The sequence below is a fragment of the Flavobacterium sp. genome, from assembly GCF_040402835.1.
In the GTDB taxonomy this organism is placed as follows: Bacteria; Bacteroidota; Bacteroidia; order Flavobacteriales; family Flavobacteriaceae; genus Flavobacterium.
In genome coordinates this window covers 21,117-33,580 of record NZ_JBBALW010000015.1, presented here as the reverse complement: position 1 = coordinate 33,580, position 12,464 = coordinate 21,117, and the positions used below count along the sequence as shown (strand labels likewise).

15 protein-coding genes are annotated in these 12,464 nt (G+C 31.8%); 12 read left to right on the top strand and 3 right to left on the bottom strand.

Going from position 1 to position 12,464, the window contains the following annotated elements:
• Positions 1–9 precede the first annotated feature (9 nt).
• The 3 genes from crcB to AC9UEH_RS06710 are packed head-to-tail and all read right to left on the bottom strand — an operon-like array spanning position 10 to position 1,490.
• The gene (crcB, locus tag AC9UEH_RS06720) at positions 10–381 is read right to left on the bottom strand and encodes a fluoride efflux transporter CrcB (protein ID WP_509529908.1); all 372 of its coding nucleotides are present in this window, start codon (positions 379–381) and stop codon (positions 10–12) included.
• 7 nt (positions 382–388) lie between these two features.
• Positions 389–781: an ExbD/TolR family protein gene (locus AC9UEH_RS06715; RefSeq protein WP_509529906.1), complete on the bottom strand. Its 393-nt coding sequence runs from the start codon at positions 779–781 to the stop codon at positions 389–391.
• A gap of 1 nt (position 782) precedes the next feature.
• On the bottom strand, positions 783–1,490 hold the full coding sequence (locus AC9UEH_RS06710; RefSeq protein ID WP_509529904.1) for a MotA/TolQ/ExbB proton channel family protein: 708 nt from the start codon (positions 1,488–1,490) through the stop codon (positions 783–785).
• Positions 1,491–1,695: 205 nt separating this feature from the next.
• Here AC9UEH_RS06710 and guaA point away from each other — a divergent pair, with 205 nt between their 5' ends.
• The 12 genes from guaA to pyrG all read left to right on the top strand — a co-directional run bounded on the left by guaA (position 1,696) and on the right by pyrG (position 12,426).
• Positions 1,696–3,225 carry a glutamine-hydrolyzing GMP synthase gene (gene guaA, locus AC9UEH_RS06705; protein ID WP_509529902.1) on the top strand — a complete coding sequence of 510 codons (1,530 nt, stop codon included), beginning with the start codon at positions 1,696–1,698 and terminating at the stop codon, positions 3,223–3,225.
• A gap of 32 nt (positions 3,226–3,257) precedes the next feature.
• Positions 3,258–4,997: a LysM peptidoglycan-binding domain-containing protein gene (locus AC9UEH_RS06700; protein WP_509529899.1), complete on the top strand. Its 1,740-nt coding sequence runs from the start codon at positions 3,258–3,260 to the stop codon at positions 4,995–4,997.
• The gene (locus tag AC9UEH_RS06695) at positions 4,997–5,398 is read left to right on the top strand and encodes an OsmC family protein (protein ID WP_509529897.1); all 402 of its coding nucleotides are present in this window, start codon (positions 4,997–4,999) and stop codon (positions 5,396–5,398) included. The genes AC9UEH_RS06700 and AC9UEH_RS06695 overlap by 1 nt, the downstream gene beginning before the upstream one ends.
• A gap of 2 nt (positions 5,399–5,400) precedes the next feature.
• Positions 5,401–5,631 (top strand): DUF3820 family protein, encoded by a 231-nt coding sequence (locus tag AC9UEH_RS06690; RefSeq protein WP_509530007.1) that lies wholly within the window; start codon positions 5,401–5,403, stop codon positions 5,629–5,631.
• Between the two features lie 57 nt (positions 5,632–5,688).
• Positions 5,689–6,795 (top strand): AraC family transcriptional regulator, encoded by a 1,107-nt coding sequence (locus AC9UEH_RS06685; RefSeq protein ID WP_509529895.1) that lies wholly within the window; start codon positions 5,689–5,691, stop codon positions 6,793–6,795.
• Positions 6,796–6,909: 114 nt separating this feature from the next.
• Positions 6,910–7,578, top strand: a complete 669-nt coding sequence (locus tag AC9UEH_RS06680; RefSeq protein ID WP_509529892.1) for an outer membrane beta-barrel protein — start codon at positions 6,910–6,912, stop codon at positions 7,576–7,578.
• A complete protein-coding gene (locus AC9UEH_RS06675; protein WP_509529890.1) occupies positions 7,575–8,051 on the top strand; it encodes a hypothetical protein in 477 nt (158 codons plus the stop codon). The genes AC9UEH_RS06680 and AC9UEH_RS06675 overlap by 4 nt, the downstream gene beginning before the upstream one ends.
• A gap of 22 nt (positions 8,052–8,073) precedes the next feature.
• Positions 8,074–8,544, top strand: coding sequence for a hypothetical protein (locus tag AC9UEH_RS06670; RefSeq protein ID WP_509529888.1), 471 nt, complete (start codon positions 8,074–8,076; stop codon positions 8,542–8,544).
• A 46-nt stretch (positions 8,545–8,590) separates the two neighbouring features.
• Positions 8,591–9,196: a Riean_0653 family protein gene (locus AC9UEH_RS06665; RefSeq protein ID WP_509529886.1), complete on the top strand. Its 606-nt coding sequence runs from the start codon at positions 8,591–8,593 to the stop codon at positions 9,194–9,196.
• A 40-nt stretch (positions 9,197–9,236) separates the two neighbouring features.
• Positions 9,237–9,926 carry a hypothetical protein gene (locus tag AC9UEH_RS06660; RefSeq protein ID WP_509529884.1) on the top strand — a complete coding sequence of 230 codons (690 nt, stop codon included), beginning with the start codon at positions 9,237–9,239 and terminating at the stop codon, positions 9,924–9,926.
• A 38-nt stretch (positions 9,927–9,964) separates the two neighbouring features.
• A complete protein-coding gene (locus tag AC9UEH_RS06655) occupies positions 9,965–10,579 on the top strand; it encodes a Riean_0653 family protein (protein ID WP_509529881.1) in 615 nt (204 codons plus the stop codon).
• Between the two features lie 233 nt (positions 10,580–10,812).
• Complete coding sequence (gene pyrG, locus AC9UEH_RS06650) at positions 10,813–12,426, top strand: CTP synthase (protein WP_509529878.1); 1,614 nt, start codon at positions 10,813–10,815, stop codon at positions 12,424–12,426.
• The last annotated feature ends 38 nt before the right edge of the window (positions 12,427–12,464 follow it).

Here is a 12,464-nt window from a genome sequence, read left to right as displayed (position 1 = left end):
GTTACAAATTTATTTTGCAATAATTAGTCCCAACCAAACGGCAAATAATCCAGTGATTATGCTTAAGCCAATGTAAATAAAAGCCAAACCAGTATTATTGTTTTGTAGCAAATTGATATTTTCAAGTCCAAAAGTTGAAAATGTAGTATAGCCACCACAAAATCCAGTGATAAAAAACCACTTTAAATTGGAATGAACCAAGTCATTTTTTTCTAATAAACTGATAGCAATTCCAATCAGGAAACACCCCAAAACATTTGTAATTAAGGTGGCGAGAGGAAATACAGAAGCATAGTATTTTTGCACTAAAACAGCAGTTAAATATCTGAAAACACTTCCGATCCCACCTCCAAGTGCAATTAATAATAGGGTTCGTATCATTATGTATTTACTTAGAAGTTGCAATTACAAAGTTCAATTTCAATTTTACTCCCATTTGCATTAAATCGACTAAATCTTGTACTTTGTTGTCTGCGGGAACTCGAACCACAACTGTCTTGTCTTTTGTTCCTGAGGTTTTTTCTGCTAAAGTTTGTTCTAATTGATTGAACGGAACTTCTTGTTTGTCAATGTAGTACAATTTATCTTCCGTTACCGACAAACTGGTATGTTCTTTATTTGTAGTTTCATTTGTAGCTGCTTTTGGCAAGGTCAATTTTATCACATTTGGATTTGCTAAAGTGGAAATAATTAGAAAAAACAAAAACAAAAAGAACATTATATCACTTAATGACGATGTCGGAATTTCTGCGTGAAAGCGCTTGTTTCTTTTAATTGCCATATTACGGTTGTTGAATTACGTTAATGATTTCTAAAGTCTGTTTTTGTACTTTAAGAGAAAAACTATCAATCATCATATTGAATAAATGATAGGCAGAATAAGCCACTACGCCCACAACAAGACCAGCGCCACTACTAATCATTTTTTCATATAAACCCCCAGAAATAGTTTGAATATTCAAATTTCCTGTGTTTGATATTGTATGAAATATTTTTATAACCCCAGAAATTGTTCCGATAAAACCAAGAATTGGTGCAATTCCAGAAATCAATCCTAAATGTCCTAAACCTTTTTCCATTTCTGCAATTTCAACATTGGCAGTGCGTTCCATCACGGATTCAATTTCGCTAATGGGTCTTCCAATAATTGAAATTCCACTTTTCATAATATTTCCAGAAGCCTTATTTCCGCGACTACACATCATAATCGCATTGTCTAATTTGCCTGATTGTAATTGCATTTTTACATCGCTAATTAAATTCGCATCTTGTTTAGTCGCTTTTTTGATGGATAAATACCGTTCAATAATTACATAAATACAAAAGAACAGAAGCAAAATAATTGGAATAATCATAATTCCACCTTTCAGCAAAAAATCCAAATAGGAAACGCTTTCCGTCACACCAACATTCATTTCGGGATTTTCCGCAGTATTTGCAAGAGTATCAGTAATAGGATTGGCGGCTTGAAGCAAAAAGTTTAAAAACATAGCGATAATTTTAATTTAGTAAGTGTACAAATTTGCATATTTTTTTTAAATGCATCTACAAAAATAATTTATTTTTTGGGTTTTGCATTGATATTAAAAGTGTAACGATTTTTTTGTTGAAAAAGTATTTGAATTCTAATGAAAATAATTTGTAAAATATCAAATTTCCATTTTTCAGTTCCGATTTTTAAAAGTAATTTTGCGCATGCAACACAACGTACTTATTTTAGATTTCGGATCGCAATACACACAACTTATTGCAAGAAGAGTTCGCGAGTTAAACATATTCTGCGAAATTTTTCCTTACAATCACATTCCGAGTGATTTATCAAGTTATAAAGCGGTAATTCTTGGTGGAAGTCCATTCTCTGTTCGCGGAGAGGATGCGCCACATCCCGATTTATCTCAAATTAGAGGCAAATTACCTTTGCTTGCCGTTTGTTACGGAGCGCAATATTTAGCCCATTTTAGTGGTGGCGAAGTAGCGGCTTCCAACACGAGGGAATACGGTAGAGCCAATTTGTCTTTTATCAAAGAAAATGAAGTTTTTTTCGATGGAGTTTCTGAAAATTCCCAAGTTTGGATGAGCCATAGCGATAGCGTTAAAGCATTGCCAACCAATGGAATAAAATTAGCAAGCACGCACGATGTTGAATTTGCAGCTTATAAAATTGAAGGCGAAACTACCTATGCAATTCAATACCATCCAGAGGTTTTTCATTCTACAGATGGGAAACAAATGTTGGAGAATTTCTTAGTAAAAATTGCCGATGTTCCTCAAACGTTTACACCAAATGCTTTCGTTGAAGATATGGTTTCGGAATTAAAAGTAAAAGTTCAAAATGACAAAGTAGTTTTGGGACTTTCAGGCGGTGTAGATTCAACGGTGGCGGCAGTTTTATTGCACAAAGCCATTGGTAAAAACCTATATTGTATTTTCGTAAATAACGGATTGTTGCGAAAAAATGAATTTGAACAAGTTTTGGAACAATATAAAGGAATGGGTTTGAACGTTAAAGGAGTAGATGCCTCGGCACGCTTTTTGGACGTTTTGGCAGGAATTGAAGACCCAGAATTAAAAAGAAAAGCAATCGGTAGGGTTTTTATTGAAGTTTTTGATGATGAATCACACCGAATTGAAAATGTAAAATGGCTGGCTCAAGGAACTATTTATCCTGATGTTATCGAGTCGGTTTCTGTGAAAGGACCTTCGGCGACAATCAAATCTCATCACAATGTTGGAGGTTTACCAGATTATATGAAATTGAAAATCGTAGAACCACTTCGAATGTTGTTCAAAGATGAAGTGCGTAGAGTGGGAGCGACCTTAGGAATTGATGCGGCATTATTAGGAAGACATCCATTTCCAGGACCAGGATTGTCAATTCGTATTTTGGGCGATATTACACCTGAAAAAGTTCGTATCTTGCAAGAAGTTGATGCTGTTTTTATTGACGGTTTGAGATCTTGGGGATTGTATGACAAAGTTTGGCAAGCGGGCGCAATTTTACTTCCTGTGAACAGTGTAGGAGTAATGGGCGATGAGCGTACTTATGAAAAAGTGGTGGCACTTCGCGCGGTGGAATCAACCGATGGAATGACTGCAGATTGGGTACATTTACCGTACGATTTCTTGATGAAAGTTTCCAATGATATTATCAATAAAGTGCCGGGTGTAAACAGAGTTGTTTATGATATTAGCTCGAAACCACCAGCAACTATTGAGTGGGAATAGCAGTATTAAATTGAATTTTAAAAAGTATAGCTATGTTTAAAAGAGTAATTTACATTCTTGTTTTGGTTTTTACACTTTCTCTTTTTGGGCAGAATTATACCAAACATATTGTTCTCAAAGGGGAAACGATTACGCAAATTGCTCTGAAATATAAAGTTTCGCCTTTAGATATTTATAATTTAAATCCTGATGCTCAAAGCGGCGTTCAATTGAATTCGGTGCTGTTGATTCCTGTTTCAAAAGACAATCTAAAAATGCACGAAGTTATTGCAAAAGAAACGATTTATAGTATTTCAAAATTGTATTCAGTTTCGGTTGAAGATATAGAAGTTGCCAATAAGGACGCTTTAAAGGAAGGTTTGAAAATGGGACAAAGGCTTGTTATTCCAACAAAATCTGCATTAAAACCAGCAGTTAAAACCACTGTAAAAGTCTCGGATAAAATTATATATCACGAAGTTTTACCCAAGGAAACTAAATATGCTGTTGCCAATAAATATGGATTGAGTGTGGAACAATTGGAACAATTAAATCCTGAAATTGTTTCGGGTTTACCAATTGGTTTTAAGTTAATTGTGAGTGGATCAAAGGATAAATTCGTTTCAAAAGAACAACCAAAAGTAGCTTTAACACCTAAAAATATAAAAATTGAAGACGTTGCAAAATCGAACAAAATTCTTACCAAATTATCAAAAAGTAGCACTTCGCAAAATGCCAAAGAATTGGTTTTGTTATTGCCATTCAATATTTCAAAAATCGAAAATGACAGTTTGAATTCAGTTGCCTCCAAATTAAAAAAGGATAAATTTCTAAACATGACTTTGGACTTTTACTCCGGCGTTTTGATGGCAATTGATTCTGCAAAAGTGATGGGTTTGAATATCAATGTTCGGATTTTAGACTCCGAGGAAACCAAGAATTCTTCTGCTATTCCGGGATTAGTTCAACAAAACAATCTTCAAAATGCAGATGCAATTATCGGACCTTTTTATCAAACAAATGTTGAAAAATTAGCCGAATTAGTAAGTGCGAATAACGTCCCTGTAATTTCACCTTTATCAAAAGAAATTGGAAAATCGTTCACTAATTTATACCAATCGATGCCTTCAAATGACGATTCTAAGGCAGCAATGTTAGATTATATTTATAAAAAAAACGGAAATATAGTTGCCGTAATCGATGCTAAAAAAACCACTTTAAAAAATTTCTTTATCAAAAGTAAAAAAGGAATTAAAATGGTTGGTTTGAATGTTTTGGGAAGTGTTGTTAGCGATAGTTTGAAAAAGGTTTTCGTGAAAAACAAAGTTAATTATTTGATTTTAGATTCTCAAAAAACAAATGTGATTTTGGCTACAACCAATGCGATGTTGGCTTTAATGTCAGATTATCAAGTGCAATTGGTGATTTTAGAAGCCAATCCAACGTTGGATTTCGATGAAATTGATATGAGTCGTTTAACAAAATTAAAAATGTTATATCCTTCCATTATTCGTGAAAACCTTTCGCCGGAAGCTGAAATTTTTAGAAATAATTTCAAAAAAGCGAATAAAGTATTTCCAAACCAATTTGCAATTCGAGGATTTGACTTGACATTTGATACATTGTTGCGATTATCACAAGATAAAAATTTTCAAGAAACTTCGGAAAGTGTAGCTACAGAACAAATAGAAAACAAATTCAGTTATAGTAAAAATAGTTCGGATAGTTATAGCAATAAAGGGATTTACATTTTGTATTACGATACCGATTTAACCATAAAACAAGCAGAATAATGACTTCAAAAATCACTTATTTAGGAGAATTACGAACTTCGGCTATTCATATTCAGTCGGGATCAGAAATTTTAACCGATGCACCAACCGACAACCACGGAAAAGGAGAATCTTTCTCCCCTACGGATTTGTTGGCATTAGCATTAGGAAGTTGCATGATTTCTATAATGGCAATAAAGTCAAAGGATTTGAATGTAGATTTATTGGGTTCTACTGTCGAAGTAACTAAAATTATGCAAGTCGAACCAAGAAGAATTGGAGTTATCGAAATTGTCCTTAATATGACTATCGCTCCCGATGAAAAAACAAAAATCATTTTGGAAAGAGCCGCAATGAATTGTCCAGTTTTATTAAGTTTACATCCTGAAATTGATAAGAGAATTAGTTTTAATTGGAATTAATTTTGGACGAAAACCAACAAAAATTGATCACTTTAGCGCATACAAAAATGCCTTTCGGCAAATATGAAGGCTGGCATTTAATTGATTTGCCAGAATATTATGTGGTTTGGTATAGTAATAAAGGTTTCCCAAAAGGTCAATTAGGCGAACAATTGCAGTTGGTTTATGAGTTGAAATTAAACGGTTTGGAAGAATTAATTCGGAATATAAGAAAGAAATATCCGAAGCCGTAAATTGGGGGAAACAAGAGAAATGCTTTAAAAATTTATAAATCATATAAAAACCCAAAAATGATACACGAACTTTTTAAATATGCAATGATTTTGGGAATAATACTAGGATTTAGTTTTATTATCCAAACCAATTTATCTCCAAAGCGAAAAGATAAATCCATCATTTATCTTAACTTTTTTGTCCTTTTTTTCACACTGAATAATTTGCAAATTACTTTAGCGGATTATAATTACATTGATTTAAATTTCTTTGAGCGAAAACTTTTAATCCCATTTTACGTCTTAATAATTCCTGCTTTTTACACATTTGTGATTTATTATTTGAAAGCAGAAAAAGAAATTAAATCGTTCGTTATCATTTCGGCGGTTTTATTTTTTAATGAAATTCTAATTCGGATAGTTTTTGCAACCCAATATTATTATGATATTAATAATTATATTGTTGCTAAATATGCTCAAATTGAAGAAATTATCAATCTTTGCTACACTGTTTTCTTGTTTTTAAAGGTCGTTTATATCTTTCTAAATCAATCCAAACTGTACCAAGAAATAGCCACTTATGATAATATGAAATGGCTAAAAAAATTCCTTTTGTATGGTTTTGGAATACTATTATTATGGGTTGTAGCGATTACTTTTAATTTTAAAGAGGTTTTAAGTCCAAATATTCCAATTTATTATTCACTTCGATTATCCTCCACATTTTTAATTTTTTGGATAGCATACTATGGGTTTTTCAATTACAGTTTATTGACAGAACGGATAGAATTGAGAAAAGAAATTGCCAACGACAAATCCCCAAATGATATAATAATTAATGAATTTTCCAACGCAAACTTCCAGCTCATTCAAAATTGCATCCTTGAAAATAAATTGTATTTTGATCCTGATTTGTGTGTTGAAACAGTTGCTTTAAAATCGGAAATACCAATTAAAAAACTTCCAGCAATCATTTTTGAAGCGACTAATTATAGTTTTTCAGACTATATTAATTCCTTGCGTGTAGAAAAAGCAAAAAAATATTTAATCCATAAAAAGTATTCAAACTATACTATTGTTGCCATTGGTTTAGAATGTGGTTTCAACTCGAAGACCACGTTTTACAATGCTTTCAACAAATTTGTTAAAATGTCGCCCACCCAATACAAGCAAAAAGACAGTTAATCCAAACTGTCCCGTTTTTTCCAAATTTGTCCCGTTTTTTACCAAAAGGAAAAAACGGGACACTTTATTTCTGGGCTTGTATACATTTGTCAGATAATTCAAAAAACAATTATCATGAAAAAATCAATTTTAATTTTATTTATTTCAATGGGTGCGTTTTCACAACAAATCGATAATAAGATGAAAACCCACATTATCAATCCAAAAAACAATTGGTATTTTGGAGTAGAGTTAGGTAGAAACGAAATCAAATCGAACGATTTTATTGATAATTCAACCATCAATATTGGAGTTTCAGCTGAGTATTATTTTCATAAATATTGGAGTATTCAATCAAAAATACAATTTTACAAAACCGAGGTTGCCTATTCAACTCAATCAACTTTTCTTTCAAATGGAACAAAACCTTACCAAACCTTATTTTTTGACGGTAATATAGTATCCATCCCAATTACTGCTAAATGGGAATTTAAAATAAACAAAAATTTTAGGGGTTTTTTAAATTTTGGAACTGCTTATAATATTGAAACCGAATCGAATTATGTAATTCCTAACGTCGCAAATCCAAATTTATCCTATTTTCCAACGAATTATTTTAGCATCAATTTAGGATGGGGGTTGAATTATAATATATCTAAAAAAGCAGCAGTTTATTTCTCATATACAATAAATAGTGGCGGTTACAAAGGTCACACAGATGATTTTTTGAGTAGTTACGATAGAGTAGCAACTAATTTATTAATTAACATTGGAATGAAATATAACTTTAAAAAACAAAAATGATGAAAAACAAAATGAAATTTATTTTAGCTTTAATTTTTATAGTCAACTCTGTATTTTCTCAACAAAAAGGAATTTTAATGTCCAGTAAAATAGATGATGAAACCGAGTTCTACCGGGAAAACAAAAGAGTGAGGATTGAAACCAATGATGTAAAAAAGCATATCGGGAGAATACAAATTATTGATGAAAATACTATTTCAATCGACGATGAGAATATAGCTACTGACAATATAATAAAAATTAGGAGTATGTCGCTGTTTTCAGCAATCTTATCAACTTATATTATAATAACTGGCTCTGCGTTAGTGGTTGCTGGAGCAACTGCTGGTGGCTTTGCGGTAATAGTAATTCCTTTTGGTGTTGTTTGGGGTGGTGTAGGTGTTTTAATTCCAGCAATTGGTGAAAACCATATAAAATACAAATGGGTTTATAAAATAGTTACCGATTATAACCCCGACAGTGAAAATAAATGATTTACTAATTAAAAAGCAAATCATGAAAATCAAATTAAGAATCATCTTGGTATTATTATTTATTGCCAATACATCGTTTTCCCAACAAGGCATATCACTTTTTAATTCAAAAAAAGGTAATTTAGAATTTATAAAGGAAAACCACAGAATTAAGATTAAAACTGTTGATAGAAAGAATATTGCAGGACAATTTACAATAATTGACTCTACAACAATTAAAATAGAAGACCAAATAATCAATTTAGAACAGATTGTAAAAATCAGAAAAGCATCAGGCTTTTCAACATTTATTGAGCCAATATTAATAGCAAGTGCTATAATAGGTAGCTTAACCTATAATATAATTTATAAAAGTGGCGACCATGGATTCGGAGCAATATTAGCTGTTCCAACTGGACTACCAGCTCTAATTCTGCCTCTAACTACACACAATACTCACAAATCGAAAAAATGGGATTACAAAATCATAAGTAGTAATAAATCAAGATTTTAAACAATAAAATTTCATTACCAAAAAGTATTAATCTAAAAAATATAAAATGAAAAAACGATCACAATACTCAATAATAATTATTGCATTTTTTTTAACAAGTTGCTCAACTAAAGAAATTTTAGAAAATTTAGATGGTACAAATCAACCCCAACCTACAAATTTACCCACAATTACTACAAGTGGAAATAATACTTTTGGTTGTTTAATAAATAATGAGCTTTTTTTACCAAGAAAAATTCTCAGTTTTTCAGCACAACCTAGTGGGGATCCAATAACTGCAAGCTACATCTGGTCAAATAATTATGTAACAAATTTTGAAACTTACAAACTTAATATTTCTATTTCCAATCAGTTTACACACAAATACTTAAATATCAATTTTGAATCTAATAATTTATTAGTTGAAGGCACTACTTACGATTTTGGACAAAATATTTTTGGGAACTTTAATGCGTCACACTACGGTTTTTCAAATTTTGGATATTGTACAACAAATCAATCTATCGGCAAAATCAAAATTTTAAAATTTGATAGAGTAAAAAGGATATTATCCGCCACATTTTGGTTTGATGCATATGATGTTAACCAAAATAGCACTTCAAAAGTTGAGATTCACGACGGGCGTTTGGATTTGCAATTTACTGATTATTAAACAACAAATTTTTACTCATTCATTTAATCTTTACAAAAGTATGAAAAACACAATTTTATCATTACTCGTTACATTTTCCTTTTTAGGAATAGGGGGCTGCAGTAATCCAGACGGAGCAGCGGATAATTCTAACAAAGTTGCTTATTATAATTTTAAAGATTCTGACACTGAAAAACTTTTACCTTATCTACTAAATCAGCAAATAGTTTTTAAAAATCAATTAGGTGAGGAAAGGATTTTTCAGATATTTAGCGTTAGTAAATATTATAAAAATAGTTATACAGTAGGTATGGGATTTTTTACTTCATATGCAGCTAAATATTTTGATTATGATGAGAAAAAATTTTATTTTAATAATTCAATTTGTGGAGGTTTTGAGATAAACTTTTTACGATGGCCTAATGATACTGAATTAGCCAAATCAAATATAAAATATGAATATCCTTCTTCATTTTCAGGACATATTAATAATTTTCCCTATTGGAACGGAATACCAAATCCAAATTATTATTCCTCAACTATATCTATTTATTATCCGTCAAATAAAATTTCCATGACAAGTAACGGTATAATTTATAATAATGTTATAAAAATTGAATCAAATAATAATACTTCGTTAACTTCAAGTGACCCAAATTGTCCAAAAAATGTTAATATTATATATTATGACACAAAAAAGGGCATCATTGGCTTTGATGATTTGGATAATAAAAATTGGAGGTTACAATAAAATTCAATAAAAAATATTAAATTAATCTTTACAAAAGTATGAAAAACACAATTTTATCATTAGCAGCAATTGTATTGCTTTCAAGCTGTAGCAAAGATAATGGCACACCACAAGACCAGCTCCCGCCCGAAACCCAAACCGGTGCCAACACCTTTGGTTGTGTTATTAATAACCAAGTCTTTTACCCCCGTGATGGCACAAGTACACTCTTTAACCCAGGCGGAAAAGGGCTAAAATTTTGGGGTGATCCAAGTGATCCTAATGGTAATGGTAATTATAATGAAATAGAAATTAGGAATCTTCAAGATGCAAAACCAGCAAACTCAATGATAATACATTTGCAAGATTTAGACCAAATTGGGGTTGGCGACTATACATGGCATGACTCCAATTTTCAATCAAGCATAGATGGATTGATGCAAAATTATGTATATGCAAAAATATACAATCCATCAGTAAATGGATGGCAGTATTATGGTTCGTATGAGAACTCAGGGAAAGTTACTATTACAAAATATTTAAATAATAACACCATTGTTTCGGGAAATTTTACTGGTAAATTACGAATACTTAATGGCATTGAAGAAATAGATGTCTTAAATGGTAGATTTGATATAAATAAAGCAACACTACCAAACACAAAATTCCCATAAAAAAGGAGCGACTGCAATCGCTCCCAATAATTAAACAATAAAATTCAACAAAAATTAGTATCAATTTAATCTTTACAAAAATAGTCGAAGGAATTAGTAGCCATCTAACATAACACTTTCCGCCCAAGAAAAACCACAACTATTTTTTTATTTCTAACGATAAAAGTTGTCCTATTATCTAATTATTTTCGTACTTTTGCCAAGTTTTTTACACAACAACAACACATTATACAATGGCTCAAACGAAATATATTTTTGTTACTGGCGGCGTAACTTCTTCTTTAGGAAAGGGAATTATCGCAGCTTCTTTAGCAAAATTATTGCAAGCAAGAGGATATCGCACTACAATTCAAAAATTTGATCCGTATATCAATGTGGATCCAGGAACCCTAAACCCTTATGAACACGGAGAATGTTACGTTACAGATGACGGAGCAGAAACCGATTTGGACTTAGGTCATTACGAGCGTTTTTTGAATGTTCCCACTTCACAGGCCAATAATGTTACCACAGGAAGAGTCTATCTTTCGGTAATTGAAAAGGAACGAAGAGGAGAGTTTTTAGGAAAAACAGTTCAAGTTGTTCCTCATATTACCAATGAAATCAAAGAAAGAATGCAATTACTTGGTAATTCAGGTGATTTTGATATTGTAATCACTGAAATTGGTGGAACTGTTGGTGATATTGAATCCTTGCCATACATCGAATCGGTACGGCAATTGGTTTGGGAATTAGGTGAAAATAACGGACTTGTTATTCATTTAACATTGGTTCCTTATTTGGCTGCAGCCGGAGAATTAAAAACAAAACCAACACAACATTCCGTTAAAACATTGATGGAAAGTGGCATAAAAGCAGATATTTTAGTTTGTAGAACCGAGCACGAATTGTCTGAGGAATTAAGAAATAAATTGGCTTTGTTTTGCAATGTAAAACGCGAAGCAGTGATACAATCTATTGATGCTTCAACCATTTATGAAGTGCCAATTTTGATGCTTGAAGAAGGTCTTGATGTGGTGGCTTTGAAGAAATTAGATTTACCTATAAAATCAGTTCCAGATTTAAAAAACTGGAATACTTTTTTACGCAGATTAAAAAATCCAAAACATTCTGTAAATATTGGTTTAGTTGGGAAATATGTAGAATTACAAGATTCTTACAAGTCCATTTTAGAAGCATTTATTCACGCTGGAGCTGCAAATGAAACGAAAGTTAATGTGGTTTCCATTCATTCAGAATATTTGGATGCTTCCAATGCAAATGAAAAATTAAAAGATTTAGACGGAATTCTCGTGGCACCTGGTTTTGGAGGTCGTGGAATTGAAGGAAAAATAGAAACGGTTCGCTATGCAAGAGAAAATAATATTCCTTTTTTAGGGATTTGTTTGGGAATGCAAATGGCAGTAATAGAATATTCAAGAACTATTTTAGGATTGAAAGATGCCAATTCTACGGAGATGGATGAAGGCACTTCGAATCCAGTTATTGATTTGATGGAAGAGCAAAAAACCATTACTGATAAAGGAGGAACAATGCGTCTTGGAGCTTGGAAATGTGATATTAAAGAAAATACTTTGGCACACAAAATATACGGTAAAACCAGTATTTTAGAACGCCATCGCCATCGTTATGAATTCAATGGCGACTATCTTGAAGCATTAGAAAAAGCAGGATTAAAAGCTTCTGGAGTCAATCCAGATACAGGATTGGTGGAAATTGTAGAGATAGAAAACCATCCGTTTTTTATTGGAGTGCAATACCATCCAGAATACAAAAGCACGGTTGATAATCCACACCCACTTTTTGTGAGTTTTGTGGCAGCAACCGTTAAAGCGAAAAAAAAATAGTATTTTCGCTTAATAATAAATTAAATTAATAGTAATTC

Coding starts and splice junctions, on each gene's coding strand:
- crcB (WP_509529908.1), bottom strand. CDS start 381: ATGATACGAACCCTATTATTAATTGCACTTGGAGGTGGGATCGGAAGT.
- AC9UEH_RS06715 (WP_509529906.1), bottom strand. CDS start 781: ATGGCAATTAAAAGAAACAAGCGCTTTCACGCAGAAATTCCGACATCG.
- AC9UEH_RS06710 (WP_509529904.1), bottom strand. CDS start 1,490: ATGTTTTTAAACTTTTTGCTTCAAGCCGCCAATCCTATTACTGATACT.
- guaA (WP_509529902.1), top strand. CDS start 1,696: ATGCAACACAACGTACTTATTTTAGATTTCGGATCGCAATACACACAA.
- AC9UEH_RS06700 (WP_509529899.1), top strand. CDS start 3,258: ATGTTTAAAAGAGTAATTTACATTCTTGTTTTGGTTTTTACACTTTCT.
- AC9UEH_RS06695 (WP_509529897.1), top strand. CDS start 4,997: ATGACTTCAAAAATCACTTATTTAGGAGAATTACGAACTTCGGCTATT.
- AC9UEH_RS06685 (WP_509529895.1), top strand. CDS start 5,689: ATGATACACGAACTTTTTAAATATGCAATGATTTTGGGAATAATACTA.
- AC9UEH_RS06680 (WP_509529892.1), top strand. CDS start 6,910: ATGAAAAAATCAATTTTAATTTTATTTATTTCAATGGGTGCGTTTTCA.
- AC9UEH_RS06675 (WP_509529890.1), top strand. CDS start 7,575: ATGATGAAAAACAAAATGAAATTTATTTTAGCTTTAATTTTTATAGTC.
- AC9UEH_RS06670 (WP_509529888.1), top strand. CDS start 8,074: ATGAAAATCAAATTAAGAATCATCTTGGTATTATTATTTATTGCCAAT.
- AC9UEH_RS06665 (WP_509529886.1), top strand. CDS start 8,591: ATGAAAAAACGATCACAATACTCAATAATAATTATTGCATTTTTTTTA.
- AC9UEH_RS06660 (WP_509529884.1), top strand. CDS start 9,237: ATGAAAAACACAATTTTATCATTACTCGTTACATTTTCCTTTTTAGGA.
- AC9UEH_RS06655 (WP_509529881.1), top strand. CDS start 9,965: ATGAAAAACACAATTTTATCATTAGCAGCAATTGTATTGCTTTCAAGC.
- pyrG (WP_509529878.1), top strand. CDS start 10,813: ATGGCTCAAACGAAATATATTTTTGTTACTGGCGGCGTAACTTCTTCT.